This is a genomic window from Flavobacterium sp. MK4S-17, assembly GCF_009848495.1.
Lineage (GTDB): Bacteria > Bacteroidota > Bacteroidia > Flavobacteriales > Flavobacteriaceae > Flavobacterium.
Map to the genome: position 1 here is coordinate 34,123 of NZ_WWEP01000016.1, position 16,044 is coordinate 50,166.

19 protein-coding genes are annotated in these 16,044 nt (G+C 39.3%); 14 read left to right on the top strand and 5 right to left on the bottom strand.

What is annotated here, in order from left to right:
• Window positions 1–17 precede the first annotated feature (17 nt).
• Window positions 18–686 (top strand): queuosine precursor transporter, encoded by a 669-nt coding sequence (locus GSF09_RS07550; RefSeq protein WP_159800370.1) that lies wholly within the window; start codon window positions 18–20, stop codon window positions 684–686.
• Window positions 676–1,236, top strand: a complete 561-nt coding sequence (locus GSF09_RS07555) for a DNA-3-methyladenine glycosylase I (protein ID WP_159800339.1) — start codon at window positions 676–678, stop codon at window positions 1,234–1,236. The genes GSF09_RS07550 and GSF09_RS07555 overlap by 11 nt, the downstream gene beginning before the upstream one ends.
• 96 nt (window positions 1,237–1,332) lie before the next feature.
• Here GSF09_RS07555 and ahcY read toward each other — a convergent pair whose 3' ends face one another.
• The gene (gene ahcY, locus GSF09_RS07560; protein ID WP_159800340.1) at window positions 1,333–2,649 is read right to left on the bottom strand and encodes an adenosylhomocysteinase; all 1,317 of its coding nucleotides are present in this window, start codon (window positions 2,647–2,649) and stop codon (window positions 1,333–1,335) included.
• 143 nt (window positions 2,650–2,792) lie between these two features.
• On the opposite strand from ahcY, the gene GSF09_RS07565 reads away from it, so the two are divergent.
• The 5 genes from GSF09_RS07565 to GSF09_RS07585 all read left to right on the top strand — a co-directional run bounded on the left by GSF09_RS07565 (window position 2,793) and on the right by GSF09_RS07585 (window position 8,768).
• A complete protein-coding gene (locus tag GSF09_RS07565; RefSeq protein ID WP_159800341.1) occupies window positions 2,793–3,443 on the top strand; it encodes a 4'-phosphopantetheinyl transferase superfamily protein in 651 nt (216 codons plus the stop codon).
• A 1-nt stretch (window position 3,444) separates the two neighbouring features.
• Complete coding sequence (pnuC, locus tag GSF09_RS07570; protein ID WP_159800342.1) at window positions 3,445–4,077, top strand: nicotinamide riboside transporter PnuC; 633 nt, start codon at window positions 3,445–3,447, stop codon at window positions 4,075–4,077.
• Window positions 4,038–5,918 carry a DUF4301 family protein gene (locus GSF09_RS07575; protein ID WP_159800343.1) on the top strand — a complete coding sequence of 627 codons (1,881 nt, stop codon included), beginning with the start codon at window positions 4,038–4,040 and terminating at the stop codon, window positions 5,916–5,918. The genes pnuC and GSF09_RS07575 overlap by 40 nt, the downstream gene beginning before the upstream one ends.
• Before the next feature lie 12 nt (window positions 5,919–5,930).
• Window positions 5,931–6,332, top strand: coding sequence for an alternative ribosome rescue aminoacyl-tRNA hydrolase ArfB (gene arfB, locus GSF09_RS07580; RefSeq protein ID WP_159800344.1), 402 nt, complete (start codon window positions 5,931–5,933; stop codon window positions 6,330–6,332).
• A gap of 222 nt (window positions 6,333–6,554) precedes the next feature.
• On the top strand, window positions 6,555–8,768 hold the full coding sequence (locus GSF09_RS07585) for a TonB-dependent receptor (RefSeq protein WP_159800345.1): 2,214 nt from the start codon (window positions 6,555–6,557) through the stop codon (window positions 8,766–8,768).
• A gap of 51 nt (window positions 8,769–8,819) precedes the next feature.
• Here GSF09_RS07585 and GSF09_RS07590 read toward each other — a convergent pair whose 3' ends face one another.
• Window positions 8,820–9,245, bottom strand: a complete 426-nt coding sequence (locus GSF09_RS07590; RefSeq protein ID WP_159800346.1) for a hypothetical protein — start codon at window positions 9,243–9,245, stop codon at window positions 8,820–8,822.
• Between the two features lie 167 nt (window positions 9,246–9,412).
• On the opposite strand from GSF09_RS07590, the gene greA reads away from it, so the two are divergent.
• From greA to GSF09_RS07605, 3 genes are all read left to right on the top strand, one after another.
• Window positions 9,413–9,889, top strand: a complete 477-nt coding sequence (greA, locus tag GSF09_RS07595) for a transcription elongation factor GreA (RefSeq protein WP_159800347.1) — start codon at window positions 9,413–9,415, stop codon at window positions 9,887–9,889.
• 10 nt (window positions 9,890–9,899) lie between these two features.
• The gene (locus GSF09_RS07600) at window positions 9,900–10,289 is read left to right on the top strand and encodes an HIT family protein (protein ID WP_159800348.1); all 390 of its coding nucleotides are present in this window, start codon (window positions 9,900–9,902) and stop codon (window positions 10,287–10,289) included.
• A gap of 78 nt (window positions 10,290–10,367) precedes the next feature.
• Window positions 10,368–10,790 carry a lipocalin family protein gene (locus tag GSF09_RS07605; RefSeq protein WP_159800349.1) on the top strand — a complete coding sequence of 141 codons (423 nt, stop codon included), beginning with the start codon at window positions 10,368–10,370 and terminating at the stop codon, window positions 10,788–10,790.
• A gap of 45 nt (window positions 10,791–10,835) precedes the next feature.
• On the opposite strand, the gene GSF09_RS07610 is transcribed toward GSF09_RS07605, so the two are convergent.
• Window positions 10,836–11,999, bottom strand: coding sequence for a PAS domain-containing sensor histidine kinase (locus GSF09_RS07610; protein ID WP_159800350.1), 1,164 nt, complete (start codon window positions 11,997–11,999; stop codon window positions 10,836–10,838).
• 176 nt (window positions 12,000–12,175) lie between these two features.
• Between GSF09_RS07610 and GSF09_RS07615 the strand changes: the two genes are divergently transcribed.
• Together GSF09_RS07615 and GSF09_RS07620 are read left to right on the top strand one after the other, a co-directional pair.
• Window positions 12,176–13,057 carry a flavin reductase family protein gene (locus GSF09_RS07615; protein WP_159800351.1) on the top strand — a complete coding sequence of 294 codons (882 nt, stop codon included), beginning with the start codon at window positions 12,176–12,178 and terminating at the stop codon, window positions 13,055–13,057.
• 48 nt (window positions 13,058–13,105) lie between these two features.
• Entirely contained in the window at window positions 13,106–13,489 is a 384-nt protein-coding gene (locus GSF09_RS07620; RefSeq protein WP_159800352.1) for a DUF3127 domain-containing protein, read from the top strand.
• A 39-nt stretch (window positions 13,490–13,528) separates the two neighbouring features.
• Here the strand turns inward: GSF09_RS07620 and GSF09_RS07625 are convergent, their stop codons facing one another.
• Both GSF09_RS07625 and GSF09_RS07630 read right to left on the bottom strand, forming a co-directional pair.
• Complete coding sequence (locus GSF09_RS07625; protein WP_159800353.1) at window positions 13,529–14,155, bottom strand: hypothetical protein; 627 nt, start codon at window positions 14,153–14,155, stop codon at window positions 13,529–13,531.
• 75 nt (window positions 14,156–14,230) lie between these two features.
• Window positions 14,231–14,881: a hypothetical protein gene (locus GSF09_RS07630; protein ID WP_159800354.1), complete on the bottom strand. Its 651-nt coding sequence runs from the start codon at window positions 14,879–14,881 to the stop codon at window positions 14,231–14,233.
• Between the two features lie 95 nt (window positions 14,882–14,976).
• Here GSF09_RS07630 and aat point away from each other — a divergent pair, with 95 nt between their 5' ends.
• Together aat and GSF09_RS07640 are read left to right on the top strand one after the other, a co-directional pair.
• Window positions 14,977–15,612 (top strand): leucyl/phenylalanyl-tRNA--protein transferase, encoded by a 636-nt coding sequence (gene aat, locus GSF09_RS07635; RefSeq protein ID WP_159800355.1) that lies wholly within the window; start codon window positions 14,977–14,979, stop codon window positions 15,610–15,612.
• Window positions 15,613–15,654: 42 nt separating this feature from the next.
• On the top strand, window positions 15,655–16,032 hold the full coding sequence (locus tag GSF09_RS07640; protein ID WP_159800356.1) for a hypothetical protein: 378 nt from the start codon (window positions 15,655–15,657) through the stop codon (window positions 16,030–16,032).
• The last annotated feature ends 12 nt before the right edge of the window (window positions 16,033–16,044 follow it).

Consider the following 16,044-nt stretch of genomic DNA (forward strand, 5'->3'; position numbering starts at 1 on the left):
TGACAGAATATAATTTTATGTTTCAGTCAAGAAAAGATACTGTTTATGTTGTATTGGCCGGTATATTTATTACCAATGCCATTGTAGCGGAACTTACAGGCGGCAAACTTATAAACGTAGGGCCTTATGTAATGAGCATAGGTATATTGCCATGGCCGGTGGTATTTGTAACTACCGACCTTATTAATGAATATTTTGGCAGAAACGGTGTAAGGAAGTTGTCATTTATAACCGCAGGGCTGATAGCCTATTGCTTTTTTGTACTGTGGATTGCTATGGGTGTGCCTGCTGCAAAAGGGCTCCCAACGGTTAATGATGAACAGTTTAATGCAGTTTTTGGGCAAAGCATGTGGATTATTGTAGGCAGTATAACAGCATTCCTTATTTCGCAATTAATTGATATTACCCTGTTTCATTATTTTAAGAAGCGCACAGGTAATAAAATGATATGGCTTAGGGCAACGGGTTCAACAGTAATATCGCAGTTTTTTGACAGTTTTATAGTTCTGGGCATTGCATTTTACCTGACAGGAAAAATTGATACAGAAACTTATATAGCCTCCGGGCTTACGGGTTATTTTGTAAAACTGGTTATAGCCATCGCTTTAACTCCGTTAATTTATGCCGGACATTCATTAATTGACAGATATATAGACAAGGATAAAAAACATAATTATGGAAGATAAAATACGCTGTGCATGGTGTAAGGGCGATGCCCTGTATGAAAAATACCATGATGAGGAGTGGGGTAAGCCCGTTTACGATGATGACACACTGTTTGAATTCCTGTTGCTGGAAACATTCCAGGCAGGGCTGAGCTGGATAACGATATTACGCAAGCGTGAAAGCTTCAGGAAGGCATTTGATAATTTTGATTATAAAAAGATAGCCCAATATAAAGAGAATAAGGTAGAGGAACTTTTGCAGGATGCAGGTATTATACGTAACAGGCTGAAAGTTTTAGCAGCAGTTACCAATGCGCAGGCTTTTATGAAGGTGCAGGATGAATTCGGCAGTTTTTCTAAGTATTTCTGGAATTTTACTGACGGGAAGCCTATAGATAATAAATTCACTTCACTTAAAGAGGTACCTGCCACAACCCCGTTATCGGATGCTATAAGCAAGGATATGAAAAAACGCGGATTTAAGTTTGTGGGTTCAACGGTTATTTATGCGAACATGCAGGCAACAGGCATGGTTAATGACCATATACTGGATTGCTGGACACGGAAATAGAATTTACTCAGGTTTTAGAATTGATTTTCATTTATGATGGTATAAAAAATCCCGCCAATAGCAGGATTTTTTATATTCTGAATTCTAATTTCTATATTAATAACGGTAGTATTCCGGCTTAAATGGCCCTTCAACTTCCACGCCAATATATTTAGCCTGGCCTTCGCTAAGTGTTTCTAGTTCCACGCCCAGTTTGGCAAGGTGTAGTGAAGCTACTTTTTCATCAAGGTGTTTAGGCAGCATATACACTTTGTTCTCGTAGTTGTCGCTGTTAGTCCAAAGTTCAATTTGTGCCAGTGTCTGGTTTGTAAATGAGTTACTCATTACAAAACTTGGGTGCCCGGTAGCACAGCCAAGGTTTACAAGGCGGCCTTCGGCAAGCACTATAATATCTGTACCGTTAATGGTATATTTGTCAACCTGTGGTTTAATTTCCACTTTACTGCTGCCATAGTTTTTGTTTAACCATGCCATATCAATTTCATTATCAAAGTGGCCAATGTTGCAAACAATGGTCTTATCTTTCATGGCCTCAAAGTGGCGTCCTACAACAATATCCCTGTTTCCGGTAGTTGTTATAACAATATCTGCATTGCCTACCACAGTATCAAGTTTCTTAACTTCATAACCGTCCATAGCAGCCTGTAGGGCACATATAGGGTCAATCTCGGTAACTGTAACTATTGAACCTGCACCACGGAAAGAAGCGGCAGTACCTTTACCTACATCACCATAACCACAAACCACAACCCTTTTACCGGCAAGCATTACATCGGTAGCACGGCGTATAGCATCTACGGCACTTTCTTTACAACCATATTTGTTATCAAATTTTGATTTGGTTACAGAGTCGTTCACATTGATTGCAGGCATAACAAGCGTGCCGTTTTTCATCCTTTCGTAAAGGCGGTGCACACCTGTGGTTGTTTCTTCAGATAAACCTTTAATTCCGGCAGCCAGTTCAGGGTAACGATCAAATACCATATTGGTAAGGTCGCCGCCGTCATCAAGAATCATATTAAGCGGCTTACGGTCTTCACCAAAGAAAAGTGTCTGTTCAATACACCAGTCAAACTCTTCTTCGTTCATTCCCTTCCATGCATATACAGGTATCCCGGCAGCGGCAATTGCAGCGGCAGCATGGTCCTGTGTTGAAAATATGTTGCATGAACTCCAGGTAACTTCTGCACCAAGGGCAACAAGTGTTTCTATAAGTACTGCGGTCTGTATTGTCATGTGCAGGCATCCGGCTATGCGTGCGCCTTTAAGCGGTTGCTGTGCGCCATACTCCTCACGAAGAGCCATCAGGCCCGGCATTTCAGCTTCAGCCAGTTCAATTTCTTTCCTTCCCCATTCCGCAAGCGAAATATCTTTTACTTTATACGCCACATACGGCAGTGTTTTTGTACTCATTGAATATTGTATATTTGTATTAGCAAAAATTTTTGCAAAGTTAAGCAATTACTTTAAACCCAAACAGTTTTTACAGTATTTTACCATTTGTTTGAGTTAATAATTGGTTGACTTACAGTTAATTTTAAACCCGAAAATAGTTAATGCCCTTATATAAAACATATACTGCCGCAGGTGATACACAGGTGCTTGTATGGAAGATAACCGAAACTTTAGAGGAACTTTCGCTGGGCACGGTGCTTAAGGATGTGTGTAGTGCAAGGCTGCATGATATGAAATCGGAACAGCACAGGAAGGGCTTTCTGAGTGTGCGCAAGCTTTTGGAACATGCGGGTTATACCGACCTTGATATGTATTATGGCATTGACGGTAAACCGCACCTTAAAGACGGCAAAAACATTTCAATTACACACTCCTATAATTTTTCAGCCATAATAATAAGCGGGAAGAATGCAGGTATAGATATGGAAATGCAGCGCGAAAAAATTATTACCATTGCCAATAAATTCTGCGTATCAGAATTCAGCTATCTAAACCCTATGCATCTGGAAACTTATATGCGGTACCTTACGGTTATATGGGGAGTTAAGGAGGCACTTTTCAAAATGATTTCATTGCCCGGTATAAGCTTTAAGCAGCATATAAATGTTTTCCCTTTTTCACTAACGGATGAGAATGGAAAAGCCAAGGTTACATTTAACGGCATGAACCGCAAATACATATTTTTCTTTAAAGAGGTAGAAGGATTTACCCTTGTTTACAGTTTTGAAGAAGCCGAAGCCCTAAACCATTGAAATGCACGAAATTTTTGACTTTCTGTTCAGCCAGTATAAAGGCTACAGCACTTTACATATAATACTCGAGGCTGTTGCTGCAACACTGGGAGTATTCAGCGTTGTGTATTCAAAAAGGAATAATATACTTGTATATCCTACAGGCATTATAAGTACGGCTATTTATACCTATCTTTTATTTAAGTGGAACCTGTATGGCGATATGATTATTAATGCCTACTATTTTATAATGAGCATATATGGCTGGCTGCTGTGGAGCAAAAAGGATGCGGACAGCGAGGTGCTTAAAATATCGGCCATGCATCATAAAGATTATATAAATTCCATTATAATATTTGTTATATCGGTTATTTTTGTTTCCGGGGTATATGTATATTCCAATATGTTTAGTTACTGGTGGGCCTATGTAGATACATTTATTACAGGGCTTTTTTTTGTAGGTATGTGGCTTTTGGCAAAGCGAAAAATAGAAAACTGGATTTTTCTTATTGCTGGTGATATTATTGCTATACCGTTATTTTTTTATAAAGGCTACACGCTTTCCAGTATATTATATGTATTTTTAACAATTATTGCCATTTACGGATATTTAGCATGGAAGAAAATATTACACAGCAGCGCACAAACGCAATAAAGGTTACCCTATATACTAATTTCGATATTACTTGGGGCAGCAGCGGGCTTGCTGAAAAAAAATCCAGGGAAATTATTTACTCTAAGGGAGACCTTTCTGCTGTACCGCCACTTAAAGGCCCTGTGAAAAACGAAATTATAGTATTGGCAGGAGAAAGTACCGAGGGCAGCCCTCTTTCCCGCTTGCAGCAATATCTTGAAAAAAAGGCAAAACCGTTTATATATATTACTGTTGACAAAGGCAATTTAGGCGATGAAGTAAACAAAATTACAGATGAGCTTGAAAAGGCGCTTGATATGGGCTTTACTGCTAAAGATTTTGTACAGGTATATAACCGGAACATAACCTTTGAAAAAATAAGGAAGCAGCTTTTAATTTTTAAAAACGGCATAAGCAAAATTGAATTAAAAAAGCCTGCCGTAATTAATGATGGTATCCATTTGCTTACAAAAGAAACTGCCAGGCAACTTGCCGGTTTTTATGACAGTAAAAAGAACGGGCTGAAAATTCAGAAGTTTGTTCCTGCTTCGGGCGCGGCAACACGCATGTTTAAATTCCTTAATGAATTTATGCAGGATTATGACCCGGATAATGATACGCTGAATGCTTATATTAACCGTAAAAATGATAATGCCTTAAGTGTTTTTATAGTGGGGCTTGATAAATTTCCTTTTTACAGGGCAGTGATGGAACAGCTTAAAAAAAATCCTGAATATGGGAACTGGGATAAAAGTACCCGGATTTATAATTTTATAAAAACCATGCTTACCGATGCGGAGTTTGATTATGCCAACAAGCCGAAAGGAATATTGCCGTTTCACCAGTACCCTGATTTTACGGCAACCCCCATTTATGAGCATTTGCATGAAAGTGTTACTTATGCTAATTCTAAGGATGAGGCCCATGTGCATTTTACCATATCCGAGGAGCATTTAAATGGGTTTCTTGATGCTATAAACGATGTTAAAGATAAGGTAGAGAAAGATTCAGGCAAAAATATAAATTTTGGTTTTTCTTACCAGCATAAAAGGACAGATACGCTTGCGGTTGATATGAACAATGTACCTTTTAGGGATGATGATGGCAATCTGCTTTTCCGTCCCGGCGGGCATGGTGCATTGATAGAGAACCTTAATAATCTGGAATCGGATATTGTTTTTATCAAGAATATTGATAACGTCAGCTACAATAATACCGATATAATCACCCTGTATAAAAAAGCATTGGGCGGATTGCTTATCGAGCTGCAGGAAAAAATATTTGACTGCCTAAAAAAAATAGATGCAGGAAATATAAACGAAGAGGAAATTGAATTGATGCTGGCATTTGCAAAGCAAAACCTCTCTGTTCATATTCCCAGGGATGTTGCTAAATATACCTATGATAATAAAATTGAGTACCTGAAAGATGTTCTTAACAGGCCCATACGGGTATGCGGCATGGTTAAAAATGAAGGAGAACCGGGTGGCGGCCCTTTTTGGGTGGAAGAAGATAATGGTGCTGTTTCATTACAAATTGTTGAAAGTTCGCAGGTTGACCATGAAAACAAGGCGCAGGCAGCTATTTTTTCAAAGGCTACGCATTTCAACCCTGTTGACATAGTATGCGGGCTTAAAAATTTTAAGGATGAATATTTTGACCTTACAAGCCTGGTTGACCCGGGTACAGGTTTTATTGTATATAAAAACCGCTTGGGTACAGATGTAAAATCCTATGAGCTGCCGGGATTGTGGAATGGTGCAATGGCAGGCTGGATAACGGTTTTTGCCGAGGTGCCGCTTGAAACATTCAGCCCCGTTAAAACAGTAAATGATTTGTTGAAGCCTGCACACCAGCAATAGCAGCAAAGCTAAATGGATAAAGAAATAATTATACAGGAATTAAGTTATAAGGCTGTAAGGAGTAGTGGTGCGGGCGGGCAAAATGTAAACAAGGTTGCCTCTAAGGTAATCCTTAGCTTTAATCTTGAAGCTTCGCAGGCTTTAACCGAAGAAGAGAAAGCACTGGCAGAAGCAAGCCTTGGTTCCCGGCTAACCAATGATAAAAATTTAATACTGCAGTGCGATGAGGACAGGAGCCAGCTTCGCAACAGGGATATTGTAACACGCAGGTTTTTACAGTTAATTGAAAATGCCATTATACCTAAAAAGAAAAGAAAACCCACTAAAGTACCGCGCGCTGTAATTCAAAAACGTATTGACAACAAACGCCGCCAGGCCGAAAAGAAACAGTCCAGGAAAAAACCGGGTTTTTAATCCGTACATTTATTTATTATCCGCAGGAATTAAAAATCTTTTTTCTACATTTGCGGCGTCTCAAAGGGGTGCCTTTACGGGCTGAGATCATACCCAAAGAACCTGGGCAGGTAATGCTGCCAAGGGAAAAGGCAACTTAGCCGGAGTGCACGCCGGTAGTGCCAAAATCATAATATTAACATAAGAATAATTGCCCCTTTTATTCGTAAAACTTTTTTACGAATGAAAACTTTATTCATTTCTTGTGCGGGAAAAAACAAAAAATATTTCCGCAAAATTTCTGTAACACCATTTTTAATGATGGCCGCGGGCTTAATGGCCGGAACGGCTTATGGACAACAGCCAGCAGAGCAGGATACACTGGTTCCTGCCGATTATAAACTGGACGAGGTGCTGGTTCAGGGTGTACGTGCCAGCGCGCAAACCCCCGTTACCTTTAGCAACATAACCAAAGAGGAGCTTGCCCCCAGGAATTTAGGGCAGGATGTGCCCATACTGCTAAACTACCTGCCTTCGGTAGTAACTACTACCGATGCCGGTAATGGTTTTGGCTACACCTATATACGTGTTAGGGGAGCCGATGCTTCCCGTATTAATGTAACCTTAAATGGCGTGCCGTATAATGATGCAGAATCGCAGGGAACATTTTGGGTAAATATGGGGGATATAGCCTCTTCTGTAGAAAATATACAGTTGCAACGGGGTGTGGGTACTTCTACCAACGGGGCGGGGGCTTTTGGTGCCAGCCTTAACCTCCTTACAGATGCATACAGTAAAGAGGCTAATGCCGAAATATCCAATTCCTACGGGAGTTTTAATTCAAGAAAACATACTGTAAAATTCAGTACAGGGCTTATCAATGACCACTTTGAGGTTGCTGGAAGGCTTTCCAATATCGCATCAGATGGTTATATAGACCGTGCCTCTGTTGACCTGAAGTCTTATTTCCTTCAGGGTACTTATGTGGGCAAAACTACATTGGTAAAAGCGTTGGTTTTTGGCGGTACGGAAGTTACCTACCAGGCATGGAACGGTATTGATGCCGAAACGCTGCGCACCAACAGGCGTTTTAACTCATCGGGCATTTATACTGATGAAGCAGGCAATATAAAATATTATGATGACGAAACCGATAATTACAAGCAGGACCATTTCCAATTGCATTGGAATGAAAGGCTTTCAGGTAACTGGAATACAAATCTTGCTCTGCATTACACCATTGGTAAAGGTTATTACGAAAACTACAGGGATGATACGCCAGTTGCAGGTTATCCCGGTATTATAGCTACAGGCATGGTGGATTATTACGGGGAAACTTTACCGGGTACCGACCTTATTACACGTAAATGGCTGGATAATGATTTTTATGGAACTACATTTTCTGCCAACTATACGGATACGGCTCTTAATTTTACCTTTGGGGGTGCGTGGAATAAATATGAAGGCGACCACTTTGGTAATATTATATGGGCACAAAATTCAGGTTCTGTAAGGCCGGATGACCGCTATTATGATAATGATGCCGTTAAAACCGATTTTAATATTTATGCCAAGGCTAATTATAAACTGCTGGATAACCTTAGCCTTTTTGGCGATATGCAGTACCGCAGGGTAAATTATGAGGCATCTAATGTGCTGGAGGAAACAGCTGAACCTGTTCCGGTAGATGATACCTTTAATTTTTATAATCCCAAAGCAGGTTTAACGTTTACAGTTAATGATAAAAACTCACTGTATTTTTCTTATGCGAGGGGTAATAAGGAACCGCGCCGTACAGATTATGAAAGTGGAAGCACAAAACCGGAAAGCCTTAATGATTTTGAGCTTGGATGGCGCTTCAGGTCAGGGAGGAATATGCTTAATGTAAATGGTTATTATATGCGTTATAAGGACCAGTTGGTACTAACTGGTGAATTGAACGATGTAGGCGCTGCGGTTTATACCAATAGCGGCGATAGCTACAGGGCTGGGCTTGAAATAGACGCAACACTTTACATAACTGACCGGATAGTGTTGCGGCCTAATATTGCTTTAAGTGCCAATAAAAACCTTGATTTTTACACTGAAGGCGAAGCGGGTCCGCAAAGTGTGGGCGATACAGAAATTGCCTTTTCGCCAAATGTAATAGCGGGTAACCAGCTTATAGTTGTTCCTGTGAAAGACCTGCAAGTAGCTTTATTAAGCAAATTTGTAGGCGAGCAATATATGGATAACCTGGAATCGGACAACGCCAGGCTTGAAAGTTACTATGTGAGCGACCTTAATATTTCTTATGAACTTAAAATGGATTCTTTTGTAAAATCTATTGTATTTAGCGGGCTGGTAAATAATATTTTTGATGTTGAATATGTATCCAATGGGGCCATGTATGGCGACCCCTATTATTTCCCGCAGGCAGGTATAAATTTCCTTGCGGGAGCTACCATTAAATTTTAGTTCTTGTTATACTAATTAAAAAAACTCCTGCTTTTTAAAGCAGGAGTTTTTTTAATTATAAACCCTTATCATTGTCTGGTTAATTACCTCAACGCGGTAGGATTTAAGCGGATAACGCTTTCCTTCGGCCTGCCCTGTAAAAAGGCTGTATTCCGCTTCGTCACACGGGCATATTGCCATAATGCCTTCTTTGTCAAGCCGTGAGCATGAGCTAAGCTCCTGGTTGGGGCAGCTTGCCTCCCAGGCTGCATAGCCGCTGCCTGTATTTAATATAATAACATCGTTAATCCCTACGCCAAGCTGGTCTACATACACTGCATTTCCCGTATATAGCAAATCGGTATATTTTGGCAGTTCCATATTAATGTTTGCACTAAAATTGTAGTCGGGCAGGTAAGGGTTCCTCATCCTGTTATCATCGTTGCTGCAAGCCGAAAATATAGAGGCTAAAACCAGCAATATCAGGTACTTTTTCATATTTGTAAATTTTTGTTTAATAATTAGGCAGCAAATTTAATTTAATTAACTTTGGCATACGCTATTATGCATATTTAAAAAAACGTATTAACTAAAAAACATTATATTTGCATAAAAGAAATCCCGCCATTAATGGGATTTTTTCTATTTATATAAACGATGAAGTTATGAGTACAGTATCTTACTACACAGCAGAAGGATTAAAAAAATTAAGGGACGAGCTGGAACAGCTTAAAAATATAGAAAGGCCTAAAGCGTCGCAAGCCATAGCGGAAGCACGTGATAAAGGGGATTTGTCTGAAAATGCAGAATATGACGCAGCCAAAGAAGCGCAGGGGCTTCTTGAGCTTAAAATTGCAAAGCTTGAGGAAGTGCTGGCCAATGCACGTATAATTGATGAATCGCAACTTGACGTTTCAAAAGCACTGGTGCTTTCTACTGTAAAAATTAAGAACCAGGCCAACGGCATGGAAATGAAATATACATTGGTTGCCGAAAGCGAAGCCGACCTTAAGGCTGGTAAAATTTCGGTTACATCACCTATTGGCAAAGGGCTTTTGGGTAAGTCTGTTGGCGAAACAGCCGAGATTAATGTGCCTAATGGTACGCTTAAATTTGAAATACTTGAAATAACAAGGGAATAAATAACAAACCATGAGCTCTATATTCACAAAAATAATTAACGGCGAAATTCCGGCCTATAAAATTGCTGAGGATGAAAATTACCTTGCTTTTTTGGATGTAAACCCAAATGCCCAAGGGCATACGCTATGCATACCAAAAAAGGAGATAAACAAGCTGTTTGATATGGAAGAGGAGCATTACCTTGGCCTGATGAAATTTTCCCGTAAGGTGGCAAAAGCCATAGAAAAAACTGTACCATGCAAAAGGGTAGGCGTTGCTGTGGTAGGGCTGGAAGTACCGCATGTGCATGTACACCTTATACCGCTAAACAGTATGGATGATATGCGCTTTATTGATAAGGTAAGGATGGAAAAAGAGGAGTTTGAAGCACTTGCAAAGCAGATAGCAGGTAATCTTTAATGATAATTTAAAAGAGAAACATACCGGTAATTGTAATAATTTTATATACTTGCACCGGATTTAAATAAATTGACTATAATGAAAAATAAATTATTTGCACTTGGTTTTGCCGCGTTGTTCATGGTGTCGTGCTCAGATGATGATAATGAGGCTGTAATACGCAAAAGTGAACTGACAAGGACGTGGTATCCTGCTTCCTACAAAGTAGGCAATACAGTTACACCGCATGACCACCAGGCGGGCTGCAACAGGGACAATATCAGCTTTGATGAGGAAGGCTCATTTATGCAGGTAGAATATGCTGAAGGCTGCGCAGTAACAACCAGTACAGGTGAGTATAGCGTTAGTGGAAACAGGATAACTATAAATATAGGTGAACAAACTACTGTTGGTACAATAAAAGAGCTTACAGAAAATAAACTTGTAGTAGTTACAAAATATGATTTTGACGGTGATGGCGATGAGGAAACCGTAAGGGAAACTTACGCAAGCGCACCATAATTTATTAAATATCTTACAGAAAAGGCTGCCAAATGGCAGCCTTTTTTATAGCTTTTTAAAACTGGCCTGCATCACGGTGCCTTTGCCTACTTCCGATTGCAATACCTTTATTTTACCCTTGTGGTATTCTTCTACAATACGCTTGGTTAATGAAAGGCCAAGCCCCCAGCCACGTTTTTTGGTAGTATAACCAGGTTCAAAAACCTTTTTAAACTGTGTTTTGGGTATGCCTTTGCCTGAGTCGCACACTTTAATTTTTATATATTTTTCCCGTTCTTCAATTAATATATCCAGCCTGCCTTTGCCCTTCATGGCATCTATGGCATTTTTAACAAGGTTTTCAATCGTCCAGCTATGCAGCTCGGGGTTTAGCAGAACTTTTACCGGGTGGCCGGGTGCACTAAATGAAAAATTTACCTGGCTCGACGCCCTTGCCTTAAGGTATTCAAATGACTTTTCCGTATCGGCTACAATATCCCTTTCCTCAAGCAATGGTTCAGATCCTATTTTTGAAAAACGTTCGGCTATGGTTTGCAGCCGGTTTACATCTTTTTCAATTTCGACAACAGTGGTTTCGTCCACATTGTCGGCTTTCATAATTTCAATCCATCCTAAAAGGGAGGAAAGCGGTGTGCCTATCTGGTGCGCGGTTTCCTTTGCCATACCGGCCCAAAGGCGGTTTTGGGCACTCATTTTATTGGCCCTGAAATATATCAATACCACAATGCCGAACAATACAATAATCAGCAATAATGCTACAGGATAATATTTAAGCAGGTTAAGCATGGTAGAGTTTCCATAGTACACATACTGCAGCTTTCCGGGTATATATTCTATCTCTATGCTGTTATTGGAGGATTTAAATTCACCCAGCAGCTTATAAGCGGCTACTGAGTCTTTAACAATGGTGCCATCAATTATTTCGCTGGAAATATTCCTGGAGTTTATTATCATCCCCTTTTCATCAGTCTGTATAATGGGTATGGTATTGTTATTTTCGGTAATACTGGTAATAACATTCAGGCTTTTATCTTCCTCAGGGCTTAGCAAAGCTTCTGTAGCATGCGACCACAATTCCATTTTCATACGCTCTTCGTCTTTAAAAGTCTGGAATAAATAATAAGTATTCCATACAATAAGGACAACAATAAGGAATGACGCAACAATAATAAACCAGCGGGTAAATGTCCTTTTATCGTAAAACTGCATAAAGTAAATTTGAGGTTTAAAGATAGTAAAAAGTTAGGCTTTCCCTATTGGCAGGGATAGGGCAATAACGCCTTAAAGCTATACTTAGTATTATTTATCAACACAACAGGTTAAATTTATGCAGGGCGTTTTTAAGTACAGCTATAAAAATTATCTTTGTAAAAAACATAACTGTAATGCTTAGTATTGACCCAAAAGAAATACCAACGGCAAAACTGCAGGGATACCTGCAGGGCGCAGTAGGGCCCAGGCCTATAGCTTTTGCCAGCACGCTGGACAGGAATAATGTGCCTAACCTTTCGCCTTTCAGTTTTTTTAATGTGTTTAGTGCAAACCCTCCCATACTGGTATTCAGCCCTTCCAGAAGAGTTCGTGATAATACAATAAAGCATACGCTGATAAATGTAGAGCTAAACCGGGAAGTGGTTATAAATGTTGTTAACTATAGCATAGTGCAGCAGGCTTCTTTATCCAGCACAGAGTATGGAGATGGTGTCAATGAGTTTGTGAAATCAGGGCTTACTATGCTGCCTTCAGATGTTGTAAAACCATTCAGGGTTAAGGAATCGCCGGTGCAGTTTGAATGTAAGGTTAAAGACATTATTTCACTTGGGGACAATGGCGGTGCCGGTAACCTTGTAATATGCGAGGTGGTTAAAATTCATGTGGATGAAGCCGTGCTTGATGAAAATGGTGCTGTTGACCAGGTTAAAATTGATTTGGTTTCGCGTATGGGCGGCAATTGGTACAGCCGTGCCAACCAGGGGCTTTTTGAGGTTGAAAAGCCACTTACAACTCTTGGTATAGGTGTAGATGCAATACCTGATTTTGTAAAAGAGTGTGGTGTATTTAACGGTAATGACTTAGGCAAGCTGGGTAATGTGGAAACACTGCCGGGCGAGGAAGAAATAAATAGTTTTGTTAGGCAGGATTTTGACATTAAGGCGGTACTAAGTGCAGATGATGATGAAAAAAAATACCGCAGGGCAAAACAATATCTGGATGATAATGAGGTAGCAAAAGCCTGGAAAGTGCTTTTAGCGAAAAGGGATGTTTAAATAATTATTAATGATAGCTGCCGCAAGGCAGAAAATAAACAATTTTATATGGAAGTTTCAGGAAGAATAAAGATGATTGATGAAACTAAATCCTTTGGCAGCAACGGGTTTAGAAAAAGGGAAGTGGTAGTTACTACAGATGAGCAATACCCACAGCATATATTGATAGAGTTTACACAGGATAAATGCGACCTTTTAAATAATTACAGGCCGGGTGAGCCTGTGAAAATATCCATTAACCTTAGAGGGAGGGAATGGGTAAACCCACAGGGTGAAACCAAGTACTTCAATTCGATACAGGGATGGAGGATTGAAAAGCTGCAGCCCGAAGCACCGCAGCAGGGCTATCAGGCTGCGCCACCCGCTGCATACGATTCTTTTGAGCCGGCGAATAATTACAAAGAGGAAGACCACGACGACCTTCCTTTTTAAACAGCAAAGAAATAAAAGCCTGAATATTTATTCAGGCTTTTATTTTGTAATTACTACAGATACATCCGCTTTAAGGGCAGCACATTCCCATCTTCGTTCCCAGCCTGAAAGGCTGTCATTTCTTGTCAGCGTAATATATTTGTCCAGCCCGTTGCAAAGGCAGTCTAACAAAAATTCCTTTTTAAGGCTCCTGCCGTTAACCTTTTTAAGGCCGATAAAAAACCTTTCGGGATTTTGTAAATTAAGTTCAAAAAGGCTGATGGTTAATTTTCCTTTTTTCTTCCTGTCAAGGTTAATAATAAGCTTCTCATGTGCTATGCGTTCTCCCGGTGTATTGTCCGCATTCGCTTTATAAACAACCAGTTCCAGTTGCGTATCTTTAAAACTTTGGCTGTTTTCATTATAGGAGCCTGCTTCGTTAACATAAAAAGTTACTGATTCGAGGTAGCCTTCCGGTAGTTTTTCTATAAGTGTAATTATCTCTTCGGCGCCCCTCATATCTTCAGGATAATAGCATTGTCCCCTCAGTTTAAGTGTTTTTTTGGAAGTTCTCCTGTTGTTTTTCAGTATTAACTCTTCCATTTGTATGGTATCCTTTTCCATATCGGTAACCTGCGCAAAAGCAATATTGCAAACCATGAGGAAGAATAGAAACAGTGTTTTCATTGTAATGATATGTATTGCCGCAAAGGTATTTCTTTGCTATTATATTTACATAATCATTATTAGGATTATAGCAAATTAATAGTCTCTGGTAAGTACTTTTACTTCCAGTTTTAAGCCGGAGTTAAATTTGTATGATGTTAATTCCTTATTCTTAGCTTTATCATCCAGGTAATATGCCATTGCTGTTCCGGGTTTATAAGTATCAGGAACATAATACATACATAAAGGGCATAAAGAAAGGGTTGTCCTTTTTAAGGAAATAAAAAAAAGATTGCTTTTAGTGTTAAAATTTGAAAGGTCTATTTTTTTTGTAATCTGGCTTTTGGAACTTTCTTCAAATACTAATAATATAGGCATATCATTAACTTTTTTTCCTAAGGTATACTCGTTATTGCCTTCATAAATTGTTAATTCATATACAGTTTTATACACTTTATTATTTTCTCTAAAGCCCTCAGCTATTGAATCAGATGTACTTATGAAATGAAGTGCCATTTCCATTAATGACCCCATGGGGACATTTATTGAATAATAAACAGGTTTATTTTTAGAATATATTGGATCATAAATATGTGAAGTTTTATTATTACCAAATTTTATCTTCTTGATTTTTGGCTTTTTACTTAAATCTTCCTTAATTATAACCTCATCCATTAATATAGTATCCTGTGAATAAAGGAAACTGTAAGTAAAGAATATTAGTATAATATGAATTATTTTTGTCATTCTGCTAAAGAGCTTTAAGCTACTAATTTAAATACTTATGAAAGTAAAGATTAAAGTTGTTCTTTATTTTTATTAGCAATATAATTATTTAACAAATGTATTTTTTATCCCGGGAACTTTATTTTCCTCCTGTATCGTATGCTTCACCTGAAGGCATTGTGGCAATAGGCGGTGACTTATCTGTCGAAAGGCTTATGCTGGCTTATAGAAATGGTATATTCCCGTGGTTTGAAGATGATGAGCCAATATTATGGTGGAGCCCGCCGCAGCGTATGGTTTTGTTTTTTCATGAGCTCAGAATTTCTAAAAGCATGCGTAATATACTTAACAGGGGTATGTTTAAAATAACTTTCAACACTGCTTTTAAAGATGTTATAGCTAATTGCCGCACAGTAAAACGTGAAGGCCAGCAGGGAACCTGGATAACTGGCGAAATGCAGGATGCTTATGTAAAGCTGCATGAGCTGGGGTTTGCAAAATCGGTTGAGGTGTGGCAGGACGGTGTTTTGGTGGGCGGCTTATATGGTGTTGACCTGGGCCATGTTTTTTGCGGCGAAAGTATGTTTTCCAAAGTGTCAAACGCATCTAAGGTTGCATTTATAGCTTTGGCGTTAAAATTGCAGCAGGAAAATTACCGCCTGCTGGACTGCCAGGTTTATAACGACCACTTGGCAAGCCTTGGTGCGGAGGAAATAAGCAGGGAGGAATTTTTAAAGATACTAACTACATAAAACAACACTTGCGGTTCCTTTTTTTGAATTAACTTTGCCCCGATGAAAAACCTGAGAAATTTAGCTGCAGCATTTTTACTTTTTTGCCTTTATTGCCTTGCAATAAACGGGGCTGAAAGCAGTGCAGCCTTTTCTGCCGGAAGTGATACAGGTAAATCAGCCGGGAGTGAAAAGGTTAAAGGTTGCCGCGATAATGCCAAATTTGCATGGCAAAGGCAGGAAACATCATCATTTGTAAGCAATGGTGCCGATACTAATGCCCCGTCCTATACAATAACGCCATGGTATAGCTTTTTTACCGGGTATAGCAACAGGTTTTTTTATAAAAATAAAAATGCCCTGCCGGCTTTTGCGCTATTTTCATTGCCTAAAGGGCTTTCTTGTACCGACATTATTTTTCCTTTTCATTATTTCTGGTAATTCCATTTGTTT

Bases quoted from the DNA above. Each gene is read 5' to 3' on its own strand.
- GSF09_RS07550 (WP_159800370.1), top strand. From the start codon at position 18: ATGTTTCAGTCAAGAAAAGATACTGTTTATGTTGTATTGGCCGGTATA.
- GSF09_RS07555 (WP_159800339.1), top strand. From the start codon at position 676: ATGGAAGATAAAATACGCTGTGCATGGTGTAAGGGCGATGCCCTGTAT.
- ahcY (WP_159800340.1), bottom strand. From the start codon at position 2,649: ATGAGTACAAAAACACTGCCGTATGTGGCGTATAAAGTAAAAGATATT.
- GSF09_RS07565 (WP_159800341.1), top strand. From the start codon at position 2,793: ATGCCCTTATATAAAACATATACTGCCGCAGGTGATACACAGGTGCTT.
- pnuC (WP_159800342.1), top strand. From the start codon at position 3,445: ATGCACGAAATTTTTGACTTTCTGTTCAGCCAGTATAAAGGCTACAGC.
- GSF09_RS07575 (WP_159800343.1), top strand. From the start codon at position 4,038: ATGGAAGAAAATATTACACAGCAGCGCACAAACGCAATAAAGGTTACC.
- arfB (WP_159800344.1), top strand. From the start codon at position 5,931: ATGGATAAAGAAATAATTATACAGGAATTAAGTTATAAGGCTGTAAGG.
- GSF09_RS07585 (WP_159800345.1), top strand. From the start codon at position 6,555: ATGAAAACTTTATTCATTTCTTGTGCGGGAAAAAACAAAAAATATTTC.
- GSF09_RS07590 (WP_159800346.1), bottom strand. From the start codon at position 9,245: ATGAAAAAGTACCTGATATTGCTGGTTTTAGCCTCTATATTTTCGGCT.
- greA (WP_159800347.1), top strand. From the start codon at position 9,413: ATGAGTACAGTATCTTACTACACAGCAGAAGGATTAAAAAAATTAAGG.
- GSF09_RS07600 (WP_159800348.1), top strand. From the start codon at position 9,900: ATGAGCTCTATATTCACAAAAATAATTAACGGCGAAATTCCGGCCTAT.
- GSF09_RS07605 (WP_159800349.1), top strand. From the start codon at position 10,368: ATGAAAAATAAATTATTTGCACTTGGTTTTGCCGCGTTGTTCATGGTG.
- GSF09_RS07610 (WP_159800350.1), bottom strand. From the start codon at position 11,999: ATGCAGTTTTACGATAAAAGGACATTTACCCGCTGGTTTATTATTGTT.
- GSF09_RS07615 (WP_159800351.1), top strand. From the start codon at position 12,176: ATGCTTAGTATTGACCCAAAAGAAATACCAACGGCAAAACTGCAGGGA.
- GSF09_RS07620 (WP_159800352.1), top strand. From the start codon at position 13,106: ATGGAAGTTTCAGGAAGAATAAAGATGATTGATGAAACTAAATCCTTT.
- GSF09_RS07625 (WP_159800353.1), bottom strand. From the start codon at position 14,155: ATGAAAACACTGTTTCTATTCTTCCTCATGGTTTGCAATATTGCTTTT.
- GSF09_RS07630 (WP_159800354.1), bottom strand. From the start codon at position 14,881: ATGACAAAAATAATTCATATTATACTAATATTCTTTACTTACAGTTTC.
- aat (WP_159800355.1), top strand. From the start codon at position 14,977: ATGTATTTTTTATCCCGGGAACTTTATTTTCCTCCTGTATCGTATGCT.
- GSF09_RS07640 (WP_159800356.1), top strand. From the start codon at position 15,655: ATGAAAAACCTGAGAAATTTAGCTGCAGCATTTTTACTTTTTTGCCTT.